21 protein-coding genes are annotated in these 20,534 nt (G+C 72.9%); 13 read left to right on the forward strand and 8 right to left on the reverse strand.

The window, feature by feature from the left end; translation table 11 throughout:
- The first annotated feature begins 35 nt into the window (after positions 1 to 35).
- Positions 36 to 962 carry an ABC transporter ATP-binding protein gene (locus tag ASH01_RS04950; protein ID WP_056772023.1) on the forward strand — a complete coding sequence of 309 codons (927 nt, stop codon included), beginning with the start codon at positions 36 to 38 and terminating at the stop codon, positions 960 to 962.
- On the forward strand, positions 959 to 2,209 hold the full coding sequence (locus ASH01_RS04955; protein ID WP_056772026.1) for an ABC transporter permease: 1,251 nt from the start codon (positions 959 to 961) through the stop codon (positions 2,207 to 2,209). The genes ASH01_RS04950 and ASH01_RS04955 overlap by 4 nt, the downstream gene beginning before the upstream one ends.
- Before the next feature lie 2 nt (positions 2,210 to 2,211).
- Here the strand turns inward: ASH01_RS04955 and ASH01_RS04960 are convergent, their stop codons facing one another.
- On the reverse strand, positions 2,212 to 3,480 hold the full coding sequence (locus tag ASH01_RS04960) for an MFS transporter (protein WP_056772030.1): 1,269 nt from the start codon (positions 3,478 to 3,480) through the stop codon (positions 2,212 to 2,214).
- Between the two features lie 214 nt (positions 3,481 to 3,694).
- Entirely contained in the window at positions 3,695 to 4,867 is a 1,173-nt protein-coding gene (locus tag ASH01_RS04965; protein ID WP_056772033.1) for a citrate/2-methylcitrate synthase, read from the reverse strand.
- Between the two features lie 118 nt (positions 4,868 to 4,985).
- Between ASH01_RS04965 and ASH01_RS04970 the strand changes: the two genes are divergently transcribed.
- Positions 4,986 to 6,164 (forward strand): citrate/2-methylcitrate synthase, encoded by a 1,179-nt coding sequence (locus ASH01_RS04970; protein ID WP_056772036.1) that lies wholly within the window; start codon positions 4,986 to 4,988, stop codon positions 6,162 to 6,164.
- 1 nt (position 6,165) lies between these two features.
- Here the strand turns inward: ASH01_RS04970 and ASH01_RS04975 are convergent, their stop codons facing one another.
- Positions 6,166 to 6,834 carry a TrmH family RNA methyltransferase gene (locus ASH01_RS04975; protein ID WP_056772038.1) on the reverse strand — a complete coding sequence of 223 codons (669 nt, stop codon included), beginning with the start codon at positions 6,832 to 6,834 and terminating at the stop codon, positions 6,166 to 6,168.
- A gap of 176 nt (positions 6,835 to 7,010) precedes the next feature.
- On the opposite strand from ASH01_RS04975, the gene ASH01_RS04980 reads away from it, so the two are divergent.
- The 4 genes from ASH01_RS04980 (at position 7,011) to ASH01_RS04995 (ending at position 10,577) form a co-directional block, all read left to right on the forward strand.
- On the forward strand, positions 7,011 to 7,925 hold the full coding sequence (locus ASH01_RS04980) for an SPFH domain-containing protein (RefSeq protein ID WP_235508512.1): 915 nt from the start codon (positions 7,011 to 7,013) through the stop codon (positions 7,923 to 7,925).
- On the forward strand, positions 7,922 to 8,548 hold the full coding sequence (locus tag ASH01_RS04985) for a hypothetical protein (protein ID WP_056772040.1): 627 nt from the start codon (positions 7,922 to 7,924) through the stop codon (positions 8,546 to 8,548). The genes ASH01_RS04980 and ASH01_RS04985 overlap by 4 nt, the downstream gene beginning before the upstream one ends.
- Before the next feature lie 258 nt (positions 8,549 to 8,806).
- Positions 8,807 to 9,535, forward strand: a complete 729-nt coding sequence (locus tag ASH01_RS04990) for a DedA family protein (RefSeq protein ID WP_056772041.1) — start codon at positions 8,807 to 8,809, stop codon at positions 9,533 to 9,535.
- Between the two features lie 91 nt (positions 9,536 to 9,626).
- The gene (locus tag ASH01_RS04995) at positions 9,627 to 10,577 is read left to right on the forward strand and encodes a TIGR03086 family metal-binding protein (RefSeq protein WP_056772044.1); all 951 of its coding nucleotides are present in this window, start codon (positions 9,627 to 9,629) and stop codon (positions 10,575 to 10,577) included.
- Positions 10,578 to 10,596: 19 nt separating this feature from the next.
- Here the strand turns inward: ASH01_RS04995 and ASH01_RS05000 are convergent, their stop codons facing one another.
- Entirely contained in the window at positions 10,597 to 11,346 is a 750-nt protein-coding gene (locus tag ASH01_RS05000; protein WP_056772048.1) for a LemA family protein, read from the reverse strand.
- A 143-nt stretch (positions 11,347 to 11,489) separates the two neighbouring features.
- On the opposite strand from ASH01_RS05000, the gene ASH01_RS05005 reads away from it, so the two are divergent.
- Both ASH01_RS05005 and ASH01_RS05010 read left to right on the forward strand, forming a co-directional pair.
- Positions 11,490 to 11,783 (forward strand): DUF1905 domain-containing protein, encoded by a 294-nt coding sequence (locus ASH01_RS05005; protein WP_056772051.1) that lies wholly within the window; start codon positions 11,490 to 11,492, stop codon positions 11,781 to 11,783.
- On the forward strand, positions 11,780 to 12,460 hold the full coding sequence (locus ASH01_RS05010; RefSeq protein ID WP_056772053.1) for a hypothetical protein: 681 nt from the start codon (positions 11,780 to 11,782) through the stop codon (positions 12,458 to 12,460). The genes ASH01_RS05005 and ASH01_RS05010 overlap by 4 nt, the downstream gene beginning before the upstream one ends.
- On the opposite strand, the gene pyrE is transcribed toward ASH01_RS05010, so the two are convergent.
- Positions 12,424 to 12,987: an orotate phosphoribosyltransferase gene (pyrE, locus tag ASH01_RS05015; RefSeq protein WP_056772055.1), complete on the reverse strand. Its 564-nt coding sequence runs from the start codon at positions 12,985 to 12,987 to the stop codon at positions 12,424 to 12,426. The two genes, ASH01_RS05010 and pyrE, sit on opposite strands and share 37 nt — an antisense overlap.
- An 81-nt stretch (positions 12,988 to 13,068) precedes the next feature.
- On the opposite strand from pyrE, the gene ASH01_RS05020 reads away from it, so the two are divergent.
- The 4 genes from ASH01_RS05020 (at position 13,069) to ASH01_RS05035 (ending at position 17,556) form a co-directional block, all read left to right on the forward strand.
- Positions 13,069 to 13,842 (forward strand): maleylpyruvate isomerase N-terminal domain-containing protein, encoded by a 774-nt coding sequence (locus ASH01_RS05020; protein ID WP_056772059.1) that lies wholly within the window; start codon positions 13,069 to 13,071, stop codon positions 13,840 to 13,842.
- 122 nt (positions 13,843 to 13,964) lie between these two features.
- A complete protein-coding gene (locus ASH01_RS05025) occupies positions 13,965 to 15,425 on the forward strand; it encodes a right-handed parallel beta-helix repeat-containing protein (protein ID WP_056772061.1) in 1,461 nt (486 codons plus the stop codon).
- Positions 15,422 to 15,889, forward strand: coding sequence for a hypothetical protein (locus ASH01_RS05030; RefSeq protein ID WP_056772064.1), 468 nt, complete (start codon positions 15,422 to 15,424; stop codon positions 15,887 to 15,889). Before ASH01_RS05025 ends, ASH01_RS05030 begins: the two co-directional genes overlap by 4 nt.
- 77 nt (positions 15,890 to 15,966) lie before the next feature.
- Positions 15,967 to 17,556 carry a Rieske 2Fe-2S domain-containing protein gene (locus ASH01_RS05035; protein WP_056772068.1) on the forward strand — a complete coding sequence of 530 codons (1,590 nt, stop codon included), beginning with the start codon at positions 15,967 to 15,969 and terminating at the stop codon, positions 17,554 to 17,556.
- 42 nt (positions 17,557 to 17,598) lie between these two features.
- On the opposite strand, the gene ASH01_RS23545 is transcribed toward ASH01_RS05035, so the two are convergent.
- From ASH01_RS23545 to ASH01_RS05050, 3 genes are read right to left on the reverse strand one after another with little or no spacing between them, the layout of a single operon-like run.
- On the reverse strand, positions 17,599 to 18,243 hold the full coding sequence (locus tag ASH01_RS23545) for a sugar transferase (protein WP_443081059.1): 645 nt from the start codon (positions 18,241 to 18,243) through the stop codon (positions 17,599 to 17,601).
- The gene (locus ASH01_RS23550; RefSeq protein ID WP_162260582.1) at positions 18,240 to 19,250 is read right to left on the reverse strand and encodes a hypothetical protein; all 1,011 of its coding nucleotides are present in this window, start codon (positions 19,248 to 19,250) and stop codon (positions 18,240 to 18,242) included. The genes ASH01_RS23545 and ASH01_RS23550 overlap by 4 nt, the downstream gene beginning before the upstream one ends.
- Complete coding sequence (locus ASH01_RS05050; RefSeq protein ID WP_056772078.1) at positions 19,247 to 20,533, reverse strand: lipopolysaccharide biosynthesis protein; 1,287 nt, start codon at positions 20,531 to 20,533, stop codon at positions 19,247 to 19,249. The genes ASH01_RS23550 and ASH01_RS05050 overlap by 4 nt, the downstream gene beginning before the upstream one ends.
- Position 20,534 lies beyond the last annotated feature (1 nt).

Consider the following 20,534-nt stretch of genomic DNA (forward strand, 5'->3'; position numbering starts at 1 on the left):
TCCTGTGCACCCCCGCGCGGCCTAGCGTGGGTGGCATGAGCGAACACGGGGACCGCCTGACCAGACCACGCGCCACGGCCGACATCGAGCTGCGGCACCTGACCCGCGCCTTCGGCGAGATCCGGGCCGTCGACGACATCAGCTTCACGGTCGGGGCCGGCCGGCTGACCGGCTTCGTCGGCGGCAACGGCGCCGGCAAGACCACGACGATGCGCATGGTCATGGGGGTCCTGTCGCCCAGCGGCGGCGAGGTGCTCTGGGACGGTCGCCCGATCACCGCCCTCGACCGGCGGCAGTTCGGCTACATGCCCGAGGAGCGCGGGCTCTATCCCAAGCAGGCGGTGCTCGACCAGCTCGTCTACCTCGGACGGCTCCGCGGCCTGAGCGCCTCGGCGGCCAAGGCCTCGGTGACGACCCACCTCGAGCGCCTCGGTCTCGCCGAGCGCGCCAAGGACCACGTCGAGAAGCTCTCGCTCGGCAACCAGCAGCGGGTCCAGATCATCGCCGCGCTCATGGGCCGGCCCCGGGCGCTCGTGCTCGACGAGCCGTTCAGCGGCCTCGACCCCGCCGCCGTCGACAACATGGCCGACCTCTTGCGCGAGCACACCGCACGCGGCGTGCCGGTCCTCTTCTCCTCCCACCAGCTCGACCTCGTCGAGCGGCTCTGCGAGCGCCTCGTCGTGCTCGCCAAGGGTCGGGTCGTCGCGTCGGGCAGCCCGGACGAGCTGCGCGCGACCTCCATCTCGCGGCACCGGCTCGTCCTCTCGGTCGATGCCGGGTGGGTGCGCGGTGTCGGTGGCGTGCACGCCGTCGACGTCGAGGGACACACGGCCCTGCTCGAGATCGTCGAGCACGGCGCCGAACGGGCTCTCCTCGAGGAGGCCCTGAGACGCGGCGAGGTGCACGAGTTCTCGCCGCAGCGACCCACCCTGGCCCAGATCTACCGTGAGGTGACGGCATGACCACCCTCCAGCACCGACCGGACCCCGACACCGCCGGCGCCGGCGAGGCCTCCGGGCCCGCCGACGAGCAGACGTCCGGGGGCGGGCGTCCGTGGCTCATCGTGGCCGTGCGCGAGGTCGTCGTCCGCGTCACGAACCGCACGTTCCTCTTCTCCACGCTCTTCACCCTCGTCTTCATCGCCGGTTTCGCGGCCTTCTCGGCGTGGCAGGCGGGAAAGACGACCACCTACACCATCGCCGTGTCGTCGGCCGAGGGCACACGCCTCGTCGAGCAAGCCGCGTCGACCGCGCGCTCGACGAGCGACACCGTCGTCATCACCCCGAGCACGGTCCCGGGCGAGGACGCGGCGCGCGCCGCCGTCGACCGGGGCGACGTCGACGCGTGGCTGCACGAGACGTCGGCCGGCTGGACGCTGACGTCCGGCGACGACGTGGAGGTGTCGCTGCGGACACCCCTCGAGGGAGCCGTGCGCGACGCCGCGCTCGACCGCAACGCGGCTGCGGCCGGCACGACGGTCGAGGCCCTCGAGCGCGGGGCGACCCTGGGCGCCGACCGCTTCGACGGGCAGACGACGAACCGCGGCTTCGTGCAGGCCGCCACCTTCGCCTTCGCGCTGCTCTTCTTCATGGGCGCCTTGATGTTCGGCCAGCAGATCGCCGCGAGCGTCGTCGAGGAGAAGCAGTCGCGGCTCGTCGAGATCATCGCGACGGCGATCCCGCTGCGCGCCCTGCTCGCGGGCAAGGTCGTCGGGAACTCCGTCATCGCGATGGGCCAGGTGGTGCTCTTCGCCGGGGTCGGGCTCGTGGCGGTGTCGTTCACCGAGTGGTCGTCGCTGCTGCCCGCGCTCTCGACCGCGGTCGTGTGGTTCATCCTCTTCTTCGCGGTCGGCTTCTTCGCCCTGGCCTGTCTCTTCGCCGTCGCGGGCGCGCTGGCCTCGCGCACCGAGGACCTCCAGTCGACGACCTCGCCCCTGACGACCCTGCTCATGCTCGTCTACTTCGCAAGCTTCGCCCTGAGCGGCACGGCCCTCAAGGTCGCCTCTTTCGTGCCGATCGTGTCCGTCGTGGCGATGCCGGGGCGGATCATCGCGGGCGACGCCGCCTGGTGGGAGCCCGTCGTGTCCCTCCTGCTCATGGCGGCCTTCTCCGCGGTGGCCGTCGTCATCGGCGAGAAGGTCTACCGACGGTCGCTCATGCAGACCCGGGGCCGGATGTCGTGGAAGCAGGCCCTGCGCACGGCGGACTGACCTCAGGCGCGGCCCTGCGCCCGGCGCTGCACCGGGCGCTCACCTGGCGCCGTCACGTGGCGGTACGGCGAGCTCCAGAGCAGCAGGGCTGCGACCGCGAGCCCGACCACCCCGATGGCGATGGCGACCCGGTTGCCCCACGTCGCGGCGACGAGGCCCCCGAGGGGAGCCGCGACGGCGATCGAGCCCCAGTTGAGCGACCGGATCGTCGCGTTCATCCGTCCGCGCAGCCGGTCGGGTGTCACGAGGTTGCGGTAGCTCATGTCGAGCGGGTCGCGCAGCCCCATCGCCAGGCCGAAGAGCGCGTTCGCGACGAGCGGCCACACGATGGCATACGGCCCGGCCTGCGCGAGCAGCAGGAGGGCGTATGCCGCCGGGCTCAGCCACTCCGTCGTCGTGATCACCCGGCCGGTGCCGAAGCGCACGCCGAGTCGCGGGGACAGGCCCGCTCCGAGGACGCCGGTCACGCCGGTCGCCGCGAGGACGAGCCCGACCGCGAGCGGGTCGAGGTGCAGCTCGGTCGTGGCGAAGTAGACGAGGACCGTCGTGACCATGGCGTTGGCGAAGAACCAGAGGTGCAGCGAGATGGCGTACGGGCGCAGCACCCTGTGCCGGTAGACCCAGGCCGCGCCCTCGCGCAGCTCGCGCCACACGTGCCGCTCGGGGGTGCGCTCGGGAGCCCGCTCCTCGACGCGGACCGTCATGAGCACGACGGCCGACACGGCATACGACACGGCGTCGACGAGCACCGCGACGGGCGCGGACAGCAGCCGCACCAGCGCACCGCCGACGAGCGGACCGAGCGACTGCGTCGCGGCGTAGGTCTGGGCGAGCCGGGCGTTCGCCGAGGCGAGGCGCGTCTCCGGCACGACCGTCGGCAGGAACGACAGGTGGGCGGCGCTGAAGAACATCGAGGCGGAGCCGGCACAGAAGACGAGGACGGCGACGAGCGGCACCGTCAGGTGGCCGGTCAGGGCGAGCACCCCGATCGTGCCGACGAGCAGGGCGCACAGCAGGTCGGCCGCGACGAGCAGCGGCCGGCGCCGCACCCGGTCGACGACGACGCCGGCGAGCATGCCGAAGAGGAGGTAGGGCAGCCACGTCGCCGCCCGGACGATCCCCAGCTCGGTCTGGTCGGCGTGGAGGGTCTCGATGAGGAGCAGCTGGAGGGCGAGCGCCGATACGAACGTGCCGAGGTTGGAGACGGCGTCGGCGACCCAGAACCGGACGAATGCCGCATTACCGGGCGATTCGACCGACGTTCGTGACACCCCGAGCCCCCTCCTTACGCGATGCCTACCCTTCCTTGACACCACCTTGTCGAGTCCTGACCTGAACGTCGACCCGAGACTCCGATTCTGTCCTACCGTGGACGTGACGTTCGGAGGGCTCCGGGCGACCACCAGCGACCGGATGCTCCCCCGGTCGCGCCGAGCAGGCCCCGGCAACCGGATGCGTCGGGGCCTGCTCGATGCCCTCCCCCGGTCAGGCCGGTTGCGGGGCGCGCGTGCCGGTGGGCACCGGCTGGGGCGGCGGCGGCCCGACGTAGCGTGCGGCCGGCCGGATGATCTTCGGGTCGCGGCTCTGCTCGAGAACGTTGGACGTCCAGCCGACGACGCGCGCGACGCAGAAGGTCGGCGTGAACATCGACGGGTCGAGCCCCACGAGCTTCATGACGACGCCGGCGTAGAACTCGACGTTGGCGTGCAGCTCGCGCCCCGGCTTCAGCTCGGCCAGCGCACGCTCGATGGCGTCCTCGACCCCGACCGCGAGGTCGACGAGCGGGTCGTCCCAGCCGCGGGCGATCTGTTTGAGCATCTCCGAGCGCGGGTCGCGCGTGCGGTAGACGGCGTGGCCGAAACCCATGATCCGGTCGCCGGACCCGATGCGGTCGCGCACCCAGCCGTCGGCCCGGTCCAGGGTGCCGATCTCGTCGAGGGCCTCGAGCGCCCGGCTCGGCGCGCCGCCGTGCTTCGGGCCCGAGAACGAGCCGATGGCCCCGACGAGGCAGGCCGCGAGGTCGGCGCCGGTGCTCGCGATGACCCGCGCGGTGAAGGTCGAGGCGTTGAAGCCGTGGTCCATCGTCGCGACGAGGTACTGCTCGACGGCGCGGGCGTCTCGCGCCGAGGGCAGCCGCCCCGTCACCATCCGCAGGTAGTCCTCGGCGTGGCCGAGGGTCGGGTCTGCCGGCACCGGCTCGAGCCCGTGGTGGAGACGGTGCGCGGCCGCGAGGATCGTCGGCGTGACGGCGACGGCCGCCAGGGCGGCCGCGGCCTTCTCGTCCTCGTCGCAGTCGTAGAGCGGACGCAGGCCGGCGATGCCGCCCCACGCCGACAGCGTCGTGCGCAGCACCTGGAGCGAGTCGGTGGTCGTCGCGCAGATGGCGGGGAGCAGGTCGCCGAGGCCGGGCGGCAGGACGCGTAGTCGCCCCACCTCTGCGGTGAAGGCCGCCAGCTCCGCGTCGTCGGGCAGGTGGCCGCGCTCGAGCAGGTGCCAGGCCTGCTCGAAACCGACCTGCTCGGCGAGCTCGACGGCGGAGTACTGCCGGTAGTGGAAGAAGCCCTCGTCGCCGCGGACGTCGCCGAGCTCGGTGTCGGTGACGACGACCTTGGCGAGACCCTTCGGGACCGTGATGAATCCGGTGGGAGTGGTGGACATGGGGTCCTCCTTTCAGGTTCACTCGTCACTCTCAGCGATGTTGATCAACATCGTCAATGTTGATCTCGTCAACGGTTGACCCGATCAACCCCATCGACCAGACCCGCCCGGAGGCGACGTGACGACCGCACGAGGCACGGGGATCACGACGACGGAGGCCGCCCAGCGACTCGGCGTCAAACGGGCGACCCTCTACGCGTACGTCAGCCGCGGGCTGCTGCGGAGCGAGCGCCGGCCGGGCCAGCAGGAGAGCCTCTTCGACCGGGCGCAGATCGACGCCATGGCCTCGGCGACCCGTCCCCCGGGCGGACCGCAGCCCGTCCTGCGCTTCCGGAGCATCGCCACCGCCGTGAGCCGACAGGCAGAAGGGGAGCTCTTCTACCGCGGCCGCGCGTTGAGCGACGTCGTCGCCCTGCGGTCGCTCGAGGAGGCAGCGGGGGTCGTGCTGGGGACGACGGTGCCGCAAGGCTTCTCGGGGTTGCCGGAGACGGCCGTCATCGACCTGACGAGTCTGCCGCTCGAGCGGCGGATGCCCGTGGCCGTGCAGCTGCTCGCGGCGGCCGACCCCTTCTCCTCGGACACGGACCCCGAGCGGGTCCGGCACGCGGCGCTGCCCGCGGTCCGGGCCGCGGTCGCCCTGGCGGGGGCCTCGTCGCTCGGTCAGGCGGCCCGCGCCCGGTCCGGCGACCTCACGGCCCTGACGCTGACCGCCCTCGGCGGCGACCCGACGGCCGGCGGCGACGTCGCCGTGCTCCGGGTGCTGCTCGTGGCCCTCCTCGACCACGGCCTCACCGCCTCGACCGTCGCCGCGCGCGTCGCGGCCTCGACACGCGCCGGGCTCCACGACTGCCTGTCGGCCGCGTACGCCGCGATGGCCGGCCCGCTCCACGGCGCGGCCCCGGTGGCCGCCCACGCGCTGCTCGCCGAGGGCGTCGACCCCGCCGTGCTCGTGGCGCGGTCGCTGCGCGAGCGGAGCGTGGTGGCCGGCTTCGGACACTTCCTCTACCCCGAAGGCGACCCGCGCGCCGACGTCGTGCTCGAGGCCCTGTGGCGTCGGCGCGGCACCACCCGGCTGCGGCGGCGCGTCGACGCGCTCGCGGCGCTCGTCGCAGAGCGCACGGGAGCGCTGCCCAACATCGACCTCGCGAGCGCCGCCGTGCTCCACGCCCTCGGCCTGCCCGCCGAGTCGGGCGAGGTGGTCTTCCAGGTCGCGAGGTCGGTCGGCGTCGCCGCCCACGTCATCGAGGAGTATGCCGAGGAGCCCTTGCGCTGGCGCGGTCGCGACCCGCAGGGCTGAGCTACACCCGCTGGTCGAAGACGTGCCGGCGCACCCAGGCGTGCATCGCGATGGCCGCGGCCGCGCCGGCGTTGATCGAGCGGGTCGAGCCGAACTGCTCGATGTGGAGCACGGCCGTGCACTCGGCCCGCATCGGCTCGGACAGCCCGGGGCCCTCCTGGCCGAAGACGAGGACGCACCGGCGCGGCAGGTCGAACGTCTCGATGGGCACCGAGCCGGGCAGGTTGTCGACACCGACGAGGGCAAGCCCCTCGCCCCGCGCCCACGCGGCGAGCGCGGCGGCGTCCGGGTGGTGGTGCTCGTGCTGGTAGCGGTCGGTGACCATGGCCCCGCGTCGGTTCCACCGCCGCTTGCCGACGATGTGGAACGCGCGGGCGCCCATGGCGTTCGCCGTGCGGATGACCGACCCGATGTTGAAGTCGTGGCCCCAGTTCTCGACGGCGACGTGGAAGTCGTGGCGTCGGGCGTCGAGGTCGGCGACGATCGCGTCGTGGCGCCAGTACCGGTAGGCGTCGACGACGTTGCGCCGGTCGCCGTGCTCGAGCAGCTCGGGGTCCCAGTGGTCGCCGGACGGGCGCGGGCCCTGCCACGGGCCGACCCCGACCGCGACGGTCGGGCCGTTCGGTGCGTCCGGCCCGTTCGGGGTCTCACCCCCTTCAGGCGATGCCACGGGTCCCCTTCCGGTTCAGTCTGGAGTCACATCGGATGCCCGGAAGACTAACGACCGGGCGAACGGCCGGACGACCCACCGGGGCGGTCCGGTGGCGACAGGAGACCTGCCATGCGTTCCACGACCCCGGCGACCGGCTCGGTCACCACGCTCGCCGCGACCGGCCGGAGCCGGTCATGAGCACCGCCGCCACCGTGATCCTCGTCGTGCTCCTCGTGCCGATCCTCGCGATCTTCGCGTGGATGGTGGTCACGGCCTCGATGATCAAGGTGCCGGCCGGCGCCCTCGGCCTCGTGCTCAAGAACGGCCGGGCGACCGACCACTCCCTGACGCCCGGCCGGCACTGGGTGCCGCTCCTGCGCAAGACGATGGTCGTCGAGTACCCGTCGGTGGAGATGGCCTACCGCGCCGGCGAGGACGCGTCGTCGGCGGTGTCGCAGCTCGACCGCACCGGCCCCAGCCTCAGCTGCGCCCTCGGTGACCGGGCCCTGGCCGACGTCGCGTACACGGTGCGCTACGCGATCATCCCCGAGCGGCTGCGCACGGTCCACGAGCGGTTCGGGCCCGAGGGCGTCCACGGACTGGTCCGGGACGAGAGCGGCCGGGCGATCAGCCGGGCCCTGAGCGACCCCGCCGTCACGGTCGAGACCCTCTTCGGGCGCGCCCGCTCCGACACCGAGACCCGGCTCGCGGAGGCCGTCACCGCCGCGCTGGAGGAGCACGGCCTCCGCGTCACCGGCTTCGTGCTCGGGCCGGTCGACCTGGGCCGGACGGGGGAGGTCATCCAGGCCACGGTGCGCGCCACGTTCGAGCTCGCTCTCGAGGAGGCCGAGGCCGCCACGCGGATCGCCCAGGCCCAGAACGACGGCCGGCTCGAGCAGGAGATCACGACCGCACGCGAAGACGCCTGGCGCTACCGCGAGACCGACCTGTGGCGCGACCTCGTGCAGCGTTCGGACGGCGTTCAGGTGGGCCGTCGCCGTCCCGGCTACGGTCCCGGCCGGATGGGGCTCACGGTCCGCGAGGACCCTGCCGCTGGCCAGGGCGCCGCCGCGGCGGCCGACCAGCCTCCGGGCACTGAGCAGCAATGAACCGCGAGGGCTCCTTCGTCGACCGTCTCATCGAGATGGTCACGGTGCTCGTCCTCGGGCTCGCCACGGTCGGGACGGCCTGGTGCGGCTACCAGGCGTCCCAGTGGAGCGGGGCGCAGAGCACCGCGACGAGCACCTCGACCGACCAGCGCGTCGAGGCCAGCCGGCTGTTCGGCGTCGCGACCCAGAAGGTCAGCTACGACAGCAGCATGATCGCGCAGTACGCGCAGGCGGTGCAGGCGAAGAACACCCAGCTCGTGGCGTTCTACCGCGCGACCCTGATCCGCGAGGAGCTGCTCCCGGTCATCGACCGGTGGGAGGCCGAGATCCGGGCCGGCGGCACCCCGACGAGGCTCGTCGACGACACGAGCTACATGGACGACCAGCTCGGGCCCTACCAGGCGGCCACCGCGAAGGCGGACGCCTCGGGCAAGCAGGCGCTCCAAGCCGGGGAAACGGCGCACGACTACGTCATCAACACCATCCTGCTCGCGGTCGCACTCTTCTTCTCCGGCGTCCTGTCGAGCTTCCGCTACCGGCCGGCGCGCCTGCTGCTCGTCGTGGCCGCCATCGCGACCGTGGCCGTGGCCGCCGTGAACCTCGCGGACCTGCCCATCGCCTGACGACGCGGCCGCACGCGCAACGGGATCAGGAGGAGGACGGCACGCGCGCCGTCGTGGGCGCCGCAGCGTCCTCGACCCCGAGTGTCCGGCAGGTGCCGCCACTCCTCCTTCGCTCCCGCGTCCATCGTGAACCGGGTCCGCGCGCCGACGGAAGGGACGTCGTCCCATCGATATCCCTTCGAGACCCGCTCGAGACCCCACAGCGCGCTGACAGCGCGGATTCAGGCGCTCCCGGGCACACGGCATACCCTGTCACCCATGCACGCACTCGCCTCCGTCCTGCCGGCCATCGCGCCGGCCCTCGGCCCCAAGTGGATGGACCCCACCTACCTGCTCCAGCAGTACGGCGAGGCCTTCTTCTGGATCGCCGTCGCCATCGTCTTCATCGAGTGCGGCCTCCTCTTCCCGATCCTGCCCGGCGACTCCCTCCTCTTCGCGGTGGGCCTGTTCATCGCCACCGGCCAGGTGCACGTCAACCTCGGCGTGGCGATCGTGATCCTGTGCGCGTCGGCCTTCCTCGGCAACGTCGTCGGCTACGAGATCGGTCGGGCCCTCGGCACACCGCTCTATGCACGCGACGGCAAGGTGCTCAAGAAGAAGTACTTCGACCAGACGACGGACTTCTTCGACCGGCACGGCAACAAGGCCCTCGTCATCGGGCGGTTCGTCCCGATCGTGCGCACCTACATCACCGTCGTCGCCGGCGTCAGCCGGATGGAGCGCCGCCGCTTCTTCACGTGGAGCGCCGTCGGCGCCGTCCTGTGGGCGGCTGGCATCACCCTGCTCGGCTACTTCCTCGGCCAGGCCTTCCCGTGGCTCACCGACAAGCTCGAGGTCGCGATCCTGCTCGTCGTCGCCGTGTCGCTGCTGCCGATGGTCTACGAGTTCGTCAAGCACCGCCGCCGGGCCAAGGCCCTCGCCGCCGAGACCGCCGACGCCGCGGGCGACATCGCGGGCCACGCGACGGGCAGCGATCGCGCCTCCTGACCGCGCCTCCTGACCGCGTCTTGACGTGATGTCCTGACGCGCCTCCCGAGCCCGGGGCACACTGGTGCTGCAGGGGCGATGGGAGGACGTGATGGAGGCAACGACCGAGACCCCGCACACCGGGTCCGACCTCGGCGGCGCGTACCGCCGCAGCGTGCAGTGGTGGTCGCAGCAGGTCGCCTCGGTGGCCGACGACCAGTGGGGCCTGCCGACGCCGTGCAGCGAGTGGACGGTGCGGGACCTCGTCAACCACGTGACGGGCGAGGACCTCTGGACCTCGCCGCTGATGCGCGGCCGCACCATCGCCGACGTCGGCAGCCGCCTCGACGGCGACCTCCTCGGTGAGGACGCCCGGGACGCCGCGGCGTCGGCCGCGACCGAGGCCCTCGGCACCGTCGCCGAGAGGCTCCCCTCGCACGGCACCGTGCAGCTGTCCTACGGCGAGGAGTCGATGGACGAGTACGTCCGCCAGCTCGTGGCCGACCACCTCGTGCACGGCTGGGACCTCGCCGCGGCGATCGGGCAGGACCGCGCGCTCGATCCGGGGCTCGTGGCCGACGTGGTGACGTGGTTCGACCGCATGGAGGAGGCCTACCGCTCCGGCGGGGCCGTCGGACCGCGTATGCCGTCCGGCGGCGACGCGCAGACCGACCTCCTCGCGCGCTTCGGACGGGATGCCACGTGGGGTCCGAACCATGCGGGTTTCACCGCCTTCGTCGCGGCGTTCGGACGGGGCGACGTCGACGCGATCATGTCGCTCATGACCGACGACTGCGTCTTCGAGGCCACCGGACCAGCGCCGGACGGTCTACGCCATGAGGGCGCGACCGACGTGCGCTCGGTGTGGGAGTCGCTCTTCACCGAGACGGGCAGCCCGCTCTTCACGGCCGAGGAGTCCTTCGTCGCCGGCGACCGCGGGGTGCTGCGCTGGCGCTTCTCCTGGGTCGCCCCGGACGGCTCGCCCGGCCACGTGCGCGGCATCGACGTCGTGCGCCTGCGCGACGGCAAGGTCTGCGAGAAGCTCTCGTACGTCAAGGGCTGACGCCCCGGACACCCTCCGGTCAGGCGCCGGACGTGCCCGGGCCGGCAGAGTCGGCCGAGTCGGACGTCGGGTCGGGCTGGGTGGCACCGGGGGCCTGGGCCTGCGGCAGCGCGCCGGGCGCGCCACCCGGCTGGGTCGACGAGCCGCCGACGGCACCGGGCTGGGTGGACGCCGAGACGGCCGGGGTGCCGGAGCCCCCGACGGCGCTGTCGCCCCCGAAGGCGACGCTCGGGGCGACGGCCTCGGTCGCGGGGGTCTCGAAGTACTCGGCGCGCTTGACGCCCGCCAGGTTGGCGACGATGTTCGAGGGGACGGACTCGACCTTGGTGTTGAGCTCGCGCACGAGGGCGTTGTAGTAGCGGCGCGAGCTCGCGATGCGGTCCTCGGTGCTCGTCAGCTCCTGCTGGAGGGCGAGGAAGTTCTGGTTGGCCTTGAGGTCGGGGTAGGCCTCGGCGACGGCCATGAGGCGACCGAGCGCCTGGCTCAGCTGGCCCTCGGCCTGCGCCGCCGCAGCGGGGGTCGACGCGCCCGACATCGCGGCGGACCGGGCCTGCATGACCTCCTCGAGCGTGCCGCGCTCGTGCGACGCGTAGCCCTTGACCGTCTCGACGAGGTTGGGGATGAGGTCGTGGCGACGCTTCAGCTCGACGTCGATCTGGCGCCAGCCCTCCTCGACCTTGTTGCGCAGGCCGATGAGGCCGTTGTACATGACGACGCCGACGACGGCGAGGAGCACGACGAGGCCGAGCAGGATCCAGACGATGATCATGGGTTCTCCCGATAGAGGGCGGCGGGTCGGTGTGCCGATCGAGCCGATCCTAGTGCTGGGCGCACGCGTGCGGACCGGGTCGCGGGTGCGACGCAGGCGCTGCTCGCCCCGTTCCTGTCGGTGCCGGGCCCTAGCGTGGACGCATGACGACGCTCCGGTTCACGGCCGACCTGTGGCGCTGGGAGGCGCAGACGGGATGGTTCTTCGTGACGGTCGGCGACGACGCGTCGGCACGCATCCGCGAGGTCCCGCGGCCGCCGCGGGGCTTCGGCTCGGTGCGCGTCCGGGCGACCGTCGGAGCCACGTCGTGGACGACGTCCGTCTTCCCGGACGCGAGCCGGGGCGCCTACGTGCTGCCGGTCAAGAAGGCGGTCCGCCACGCCGAGGGTCTCGGCGAGGGCGACCCCGCCGACGTCGTCCTCGAGGTCCTCGAGTGAGCGGCCTCGACGCACCGGCCCGCAACCGGGTCGACCCCTTCGGCGACGTCGTCGCCGCCCCAGGGCGCGGCGACCTCATGGGCAACCGGGGCCGCCTCCACGACGGCGCCGGCACGCGCGACGTCCGCCGGCACCACGTCGGACGCGCGTGGATCACGTGCCTGCTCGAGTTCCGCGACCGCCGCGTGCGGCAGTGGGACCCCAGCCACTACACGCCGCTCTTCTTCCTCGACGAGGCGCTCGCCCTCGCGGCCGGGCATCGTCCGTGCGCCGAGTGCCGTCGCGCCGACTTCAGCCGGTTCCGCGACCTCGTCGCGGCGAGCCACCGCACGACCCACCTGCCGGCGCCCGGTCTCGACCGGCTGCTCCACGACGAGCGCTGGGACCCGCGGCGGCGCACCCGCCGGCTGCATGCCTACGCCTGGGGTGACGTGCCCGACGGCACCTACGTGCTGCTGGGTTCGGGTCCTGCCGTCGTCACCAGCGGCGGCCTGCTGCCGTGGCTGCCCGACAACACGTATGCCGCCACGCCCGTCGAGCGCCCGCGCGCCGGCGTCGCGACGGTGATCACGCCACCGTCGTCCGTCGAGGCGCTGCGGGCGGGGTTCGAGGTGCGCGTCGGGCGGCGCCCGGGAGGCCCTCAGGCGAGCCCCAGCTCCTCGAGCGAGAAGGCGTAGCGGTACTCCACGCCGGCCTCGGCGGTGATCCGGTCGCCGGCGCCGGTGGCGCGGTCGGCGATGGTGGCGACGGCGACGACCTCGGCGCCGTCCTCACGGGCTGCCTCGACGGCGGCGAGCGGCGACGCACCGGTCGTCGTCGTGTCCTCGACGACGAGCACCCGTCGACCCGTGATCGACGGCCCCTCGATGCGCTGCTGGAGGCCGTGCGCCTTGCCGGCCTTGCGCACGACGAAGGCGTCGAGGCGCTCACCGGCGGCCGCGGCCGCGTGCAGCATCGAGGTCGCCACGGGGTCGGCGCCGAGCGTCAGGCCACCGACGGCGGCATACGTGAGGTCCTTGGTCAGCTCGCGCATGACGATCCCGACGAGGGGCGCGGCCTCCCCGTCGAGGGAGATGCGGCGCAGGTCGACGTAGTAGTCGGCCTCCTTGCCGGAGCTGAGGGTCACGCGACCGTGGACGATCGCCTTCTCTCGGATGATCTCGAGCAGGCGGGCACGGGCAGCGGCGGTGTCAGTGACGGTCACGAGGCTCCATCGTAGGGCCCCACGTCAGTCGGGCCGGAAAAGCGCTGTCGGGCGGGCGCGCCCGGGTGGTAGACATCCGGCGTGACGAGCGAGCTCGAGTTCCCCGACCTGCTGCGCCTCATCGACGAGCGGTCGCGGGCCTTCCGCTCCGCCGTCTCGACGGCGGCCAGCCTCGACGTGCCGGTCCCGACCTGTCCCGAGTGGACGCTGCTCGACCTGGTGCACCACCTGGGCGAGGGCCGTCGGTCGTGGGCCGCCACGGTCGCGGCCGGCCCTGCCGCCACCTCCCGGGTCCGGCCACCGTCGGACGGCGACGCGGCGGCGCCGAGCGAGCCCGACGCGCTGGACGGCTGGCTGGCGGCGTCCACCGGACAGCTCCTCGACGCGCTGCGCGAGGCCGGGCCGGAGCGCGGCTGCTGGACGTGGTGGGGCGACTCGCAGTCGCCCGGGACGTGCGGCGCGGTCGCGCGGCACCAGCTCCAGGAGATCGCGGTGCACACGTACGACGCCCAGCTCACGGTCGGTACGCCTCAGCCGCTCCCCGACGCCGTGGCCCTCGACGGTGTCGAGGAGTTCCTCTCCACGTGCTGCGCGACGACGAGCCCGTGGCCGCACGAGCCCGCCGTCGTCGACTACGCCGCGACCGAAGGACGCTCGTGGCGGCTCTGGGTCTCCGCCGACGGCGCACGCACCGCCCCCCGGCCCGAGACCGCCGGGCCGGTCGATGCCCGCGTCACCGGCACGGCGAGCGAGATCGTCCTCGCCGCGTTCTACGGCCGCCGTCCGCTGGAGGCACTGACGATCGAGGGCGACCGAGAGGTCATCGACCGGCTCATCGCCTGGGAGCCCGAGTAGCCCGACCGGGCGCGCCCTCGTGCAATGGGCGTATGCCGTCCTCCCACTTTCGGTGGGGGTGATCGTGCGGGCCGGTCGACAAACTGGAGGATCAGGCAGCCGCAGGATGGGAAGGACGAGTCATGGCCCCCCCGCACACCCCCGCTCGACGAGCCGTCCTCGCCCTCAGCACCCTCGTGGCCGGCCTGGGCCTCGCGGTCAGCTCCGTCGGGGCCGCGGCAGGCGCCGCCGCCTACCTCTACGTAGGCGGCGGCGGCTGCTCGGACACCGGTGCAGGCACGGCCGCGGTGCCGTTCTGCACCATCGCCAAGGCCGCGAAGGTCGCCGTCGCGGGGCAGACGGTGCTCGTGTCCTCGGGGACGTACACCGACGAGGTGTTCCCCTGGCACTCCGGCACCGCCGGCTCCCCCATCATCTTCCAGCCGGCCGCGGGCGCGGTCGTCACCATCGCGGGGGCCAAGCACGGTTTCACGATCTCCAACCAGAGCTGGATCACCGTGTCGGGCTTCACCGTCCGGGACACCACGAGCAACGCGTTCTACGTCTTCAACGCGACCGGCGTCCGGCTGTCGAACAACACGGCGCGGGGGTCGGGGAGCCCCGTGGCGGGCGCCACGGCATACGGCATGTACCTCAACTCGATGACCGGGTCGGTCGTCACCGGCAACCTCGTCACCGACAACTCGGCCTCCGGCATCTACCTGACGAACGGCTCGACCGGCAACCAGATCACGGGCAACGAGAGCTCGTGGAACGCGTACGGCTACGTGCGCAACGCGGTCGGGATCGACCTGCGGGCGCCCGGCAACCTCGTGAGCGGGAACCGCGTCCACGACAACGAGGACTCCGGCATCCAGTCCTACCCGGGCGGCGACCGCAACACGATCGTCGACAACGTCAGCTACCACAACAAGGGGTTCACGACCGCGGCCCTGACCAACTGCAGCGCCCCGCCGACCGGTAACACGGCCGGGTGCATCACCGGCGACCACGGCATCGACGACTTCGGCGTCACCGGCAGCTCCGTCGTCGGCAACACCGTCTACGACAACGTGGCGGCCGGCATCAACCTCGAAGGCGTGGCGTCGGGCACCCCGAGCGGGTTCACCTTCGCCGACAACATCTCGGTCGACAACGCGGCCTCGTGCCCCAACGGCGCGGGCGGCACCGTGAAGTGTCCCCGGACGAGAGGTGACATCCGCGTCGACGCGACGTCGCAGCTCGGCACGAGACTCGACTACGACCTCGTGAACCTCAGTGTCAGCGGCACGATGATGGTGTGGGGATCGACGTCCTACACGTCCCTGGCGGCGTTCCAGGCGGCGAGCGGACAGGAGTCGCACGCACGGCAGGCCGACCCTCGCTGGAACGGCCCCGCGCAGGCCGACTTCAGCCTCCGCGCAGGGTCCCCGGCGATCGACTCGGCCGACTCGAGCGCGCCCGGCCAGCCGGCGCTCGATGCCGCCGGCCGTCCTCGGGTCGACGACCCGAGCACCCCGAACAGCGGGATCGGCGTGCGCTCCTACGACGACCGCGGCGCCTTCGAGTACCAACCTCCGACCACGAGAGGGGCGACATCATGAGCGCGTCGACGACCTCCACCCACCGCTGGCAGCTCCTGCTCGGCGTCGCTCTGACGATCGTCGTCGCGCTCGGGTCAGCCTTCGTCCTCACCGGCGCCTCACGCGGGGCCGTCCCTGCCGTGCAGAGCGCCGCATCCCAGCCGCTCGGCGGTGACTGCCCCGACATCGGGTCGCTCGTCGCGGCCGCCTCGACGACGACCGCGTCGACGACCGCGACGACCGCGACGACGCACGGCGCGTCCGCGGCGGCCGTCCGTGCCGGGCTCGACACCGTTCTCTTCCGGGCCAGGGGCCTCGCGAGAACGACGGCCTCCGACGACGCCCGAGAGTCCATGCAGAACCTCGCCGACGACCTGGCCGCCTACCGGCTCAGTGTGACCCGACCGGCCACCGACCGCCACGCCGACATCGCCGCGACCGTCCGCGCCGACCTGACCGCCCTGCGTCGGCTCTGCGGACACTGAGGCTCCGTCAAACGACGTAGACGCGGGTCAGGCCCACGCGGGTGTCCAGCGGACGCGCGGCAGCGGATCGTCGAGGCATGAACGGACCACTCGTCACCTCCCTCGGCCACGCCGGTCTGCGCATCGACGCGCCCGGCATGCGGATGCTGTGCGACCCGTGGATGTCGCCACGCGGCGCGTTCCTCGGGTCCTGGTTCCCGTTCCCCGACAACGCGCACGTGCGGACACCGCAAATGCTCGATGCCGACTGGGTCGCCATCTCGCACGAGCACCTCGACCACTTGGATCTGCCGCTGCTGCAGGGCCTTTCGCCATCGACGCGTCTCGTCATACCGCGCTACCCCTCGAGGGAGATGCGCAACCGCATCGCGGGTGCGGGCATCCGCAACGTCGTCATCGAGCTCGACGCGTGGGAGCGGCTGGCCCTGAACGACCGCGGCGACTGGGTCACCGTCATCCCCGAGCTGAGCCCGATGTGCCACGACGCCGCGATCCTCGTCCACGTCGACGGGCACGCCGTGCTGCACACCAACGACGCGCGTCTCAGCGTCAGCCAGCTCCGCCGGGCTGCCGAGGAGTGCGAGCGTCCCCTCGACGTCATGGGGGTGCAGATGTCCGGGGCCTCGTGGCACCCCATCTGCTACGACTACCCGCCCGAGGTCGTCGAGCGGATCAGCTCCGAGAAGCGGCTGGGCAAGTTCCGCGCGGTGACCCGCCTGCTGCGGTCGGCGCCGCCGAAGATCGTCATGCCGTATGCCGGCCCGCCCGCCTTCCTCGACCCCGCCCTCGCGCACCACAACGCCGCGGTGCAGGCCCCCGGCATCTTCCCCGACCAGGCCCAGGCGCTGGCGTTCCTGCGCGACCGGCTCCCGGGCCAGACCTCGCTCTACCTGCTGCCCGGCGACCGCCTCCACGTCGGGTCCGGTGACGTCGAGCGCGACTCGAGGTGGGCCGACTTCTCCTTCGACGACACCTCCGAGTACCTCAGGGCGTATGCCGCCCGGCGCGCCGACGAGATCGCCGCGGTGTACGCAGAGCTGCCGGACCCCCCTCCGGAGAGCCGGCTGGGCGAGCGCTTCCGCGACCACTTCCTCGCACTGGGAGCCCTGTCCGGCTACTTCCTGCAGAGGATCGGCATGACGGTGCGGTTCGAGGTCGTCGGCCGGGCGGGCGGCACGTGGGACGTGCGGCTGGGGCCCGAGACGACGGAGGTGGACCTGTCCCCCGTCGGTGGGACGCCCGGCTACCACCTGACGGTCGAGGCCCGCTGGCTCGATGCGGTGCTCACGGGTCGCATCCGGTGGGAGGACCTCTTCCTCTCCCTGCGCATCCGCGCCAGCCGGGATCCCGACGTCTACAACGACTACCTCGTCGGCCTGCTCAAGCACGCGGACCGGGACGCCCTCGAGGCCGTCGAGGGGTACGAGACGAGCCGCGACCCGGCCGAGACGGTCGTGCTCTCCGACGGCCGGACGGACTACGTCGTGAGCCGCTACTGCCCCCACGCCGGCGAGGACCTCCAGTACGGCGGCGTCGTCCGCGACGGGAGACTCCGGTGCCTCGGGCACAACTTCGAGTTCGACCTCGAGACCGGGACCTGCCTCAACGCCAGGTGCGACCCGCTCCAGGTGACCCGGGCGCCGGCGCCGCTGCCGTCCGGTCGCTGAGGCAGGGACCGGAGGGCGGGTCGTCGCGTCGTCGGCGGCGGTTCACTGGGGGTGGAGCAGGTAGACCGCGGTCTCGAGCAGCACGGCCACGGTGCGCGACAGCGACGGAGCGCAGAGGTAGCCGGCATCGAGGTCCACCCGGCGCGGGACGACGTGCTCCAGGTACCACGTCTCGGGGTCCGGGGCGGGCGCGGAGGAGACCGCGGCGAGCGGTGGCTCGAGCACCCGTGAGTCGCGCATCCTGATCTGCGCCGGTCCGGTCAGTCCCGGTGTGGCCTCGAGCACCCAGCGGCACCCGGACGGGTAGCGGCGCGCCAACGCGACCGTCTCGGGCCTGGGGCCGACGAGGGTCATCTCGCCGCGAAGGACGTTGAGCAGCTGCGGCAGCTCGTCGAGCGAGGTGCGCCGGAGCAGGGCCCCGACCCTCGTGACGCGAGGGTCGCGCCCCATCGTGATGTCGAGACCCTCGCCACCCGAGGTCATGGTGCGCAGCTTGAGGATGGTGAAGGGGCGTCCGCCCGCGCCGACCCGCTCCTGGCGGAACAGCACGGGCCCCGGGCTCGTCGTGCGGATCGCGACCGCCGCCGCCACGACGACCGGCGCGCTCAGCACGAGGGCCACCGCGGCGACCACGACGTCAAGTGCCCGACGAGCGCGGCTGACCCGAGTGGATGCCGTCGTGCTCAGCCGGTCCCGGCCGCGACGAAGACGACGTCGAACTGGCTCGTCACCGCGCGGACGTCGTGTCCCCGGTCCACCACGTAGGCCGACGGCGTCATGTGTGTCCACAGCCGCGCTCCCTTCTTCCGCCTCTGCTCCAGCGCCCTGGTCAGCGCGTTCGGGACGTCCCCCGGGTCGACGAGGGTGACGAGCTGGCCGCGGTAGTGCTGCGCCCAGGTCCAGATGTCGACCGCTCTCGCCCCCTCGGCGAGGGGGATGTCCACGTAGGTGTGCACGTCGGCCTCGGCGCGCGCGACGTCGCCGGGATACGCCCCGGGGTGAGCCAGTGCCTTGCGCGCCTGGAGGGTCACCCGGGTGCCCCACCGGCGTACGGCCTCGCGCCAGCTCTGCTGCATCGCGTCGTCGCGGGAGCTGCCCTGGGAGGCGTACCAGGCATCGTCCTGCAGACCCGGGCTGAGGTCGATGACGTCCACCCCGGAGGCGGCGTAGCCGTCGACCGCGGCGAGGCTCGCTCCGGGGCTCGTGCTCGCGGAGCCGGCACCGCACATGCGCATGACCGCCGTGGACGAGGCGGTCCACGACAGGCAGCCCAGCTCGGGGACGACCACGTCGATGAGCACCTTCGTGCCGGGCGAGGAGGCGTGGATGTCGGCGACGGTGCGCCTCAGCATGTCCGCCGCCTGTTCCGGGGTCGTGCCGTCGTGGTAGCCGAGCTCGTCGGCGACCTTGATGCCGGCCACCCCTCGGCGGCGCGCGAGAGCGAGGGCGGTGCCGAGAACCTGGCGGTAACGGGTCGGTCCTGCGAGGTAGGCCTTGACGACGTCGGACTCGACCCAGACGCCGGTCCCCGTCGCGCTGAGGTCGTCGACGAGCTCGGCGTACCGTCCGTCCGTCGGCGTCTGGGTGCCGAGGACGCTCGCCGCCCGTGGGGTCGCGCTCGGGGCCGGCGCACCGCAGCCGCCGGCGAGAAGGGCCGACGCCGCGACGACCGAGGCCAGCACGCGCCTGGTCATCGCGGGGTGCCTGCCGTGAGCCGTCGCACGACGAGCACGGTGCTGACATCGGTGACGAGGTAGGCGACGGCGCTGGCCACGGCTGCCCCGGTCACCCCGAACGACGGGATGAGGGCGAGGTCGAGTCCGAGTGTCGCGAGCAGGCCGACGGCCTGCAGCACCGAACCGGTGCCGGGACGCCGGGTCCCCAGCAGGTAGCCGCCGGCCAGGCCCCCCGCGGGTGAGGCGCAGAGGCCGACGGCGATGATGGCGGCCGGCACGACGGACGCGACGAACTCCTGACCGTAGAGGGCCGGCAGCAGGGGTCCCGCGGCGAGCGCCAGCACGACGGCACCGACGATGCCCACGCCACCGAGCCACGGCAGCTGTCGACGCACGACCGTCGCGGAGGCCTCCGGCCCGAGGCGGGCGATCCGCGGATAGCTGACCCAGGTCACCGCGAGCGACGGCAGCCTGACGAGCTCGGCGAACTTCGAGGCCACGGCATACACGCCCAGCGGTGCCGGACCGGCGATGGAGCCCAGGACGAGGAAGTCCAGGCGCAGGTTGAGCAGGTTGACCAGGCCGCCGACCTGACCGAGCAGGCCGAACGACACGATGCTGCGGCCGAGCGGGCGGTCGGGACGCCCGGTCATCCGCATCCCCCGGCCGTGCACCTGGCGCACGAGACGGGCCCACCCCGCCCCGGCGACGACGACGTCGGCGACGATGAGCACGACGACGAGCAGCAGGGGCCCGCGCAGTCCGAGCAGCCAAGCGACACCGAAGGCGGGGAGGAAGGCTGCCTCCTCCCCGGCAGTGACCGCGTTGGACCCCTTCCGGTCGTCGAGCCCCTGGAGGCTCGACTTGGCGACGGCGAGCGGCAGCTGGGTCGCGACACTGACGCCGGCGAGGAGCATGACCAGCGGGCTCGCCGTCGGGAGCAGGACCGCATGGATGACGGGAACGAGCAGCAGCCACACCGCGGTGCCGATCCCCATGCCGGCGCCGAGCAGCACGAGGATCGTGGGCCACAGCCGCGGGTGCCCGGCGTGGGGGCCGGCGAGGAAGTAGCCCATCGCACCCGGCAGACCACAGGCGGCGAGGACGCCGACCAGACCCGGCAGGACGCGCAGCAGGGCGAGGACCCCGACGTCCTCGGCGCCTCCGACCCGCGCGACGAGGATCGTGCCGATCCCGAGCGCGACCACGGCGACGAGCCGGGCGCCGAGGTTGTCGAGGACGGCCCGCCCCGGGATGCGGAGGCGACGGGAGGCGTGGCTCGGGTTGAGACGCACCGACACG

Origin of the sequence: Terrabacter sp. Soil811 (genome assembly GCF_001429655.1) — a bacterium.
GTDB lineage: Bacteria > Actinomycetota > Actinomycetes > Actinomycetales > Dermatophilaceae > Terrabacter.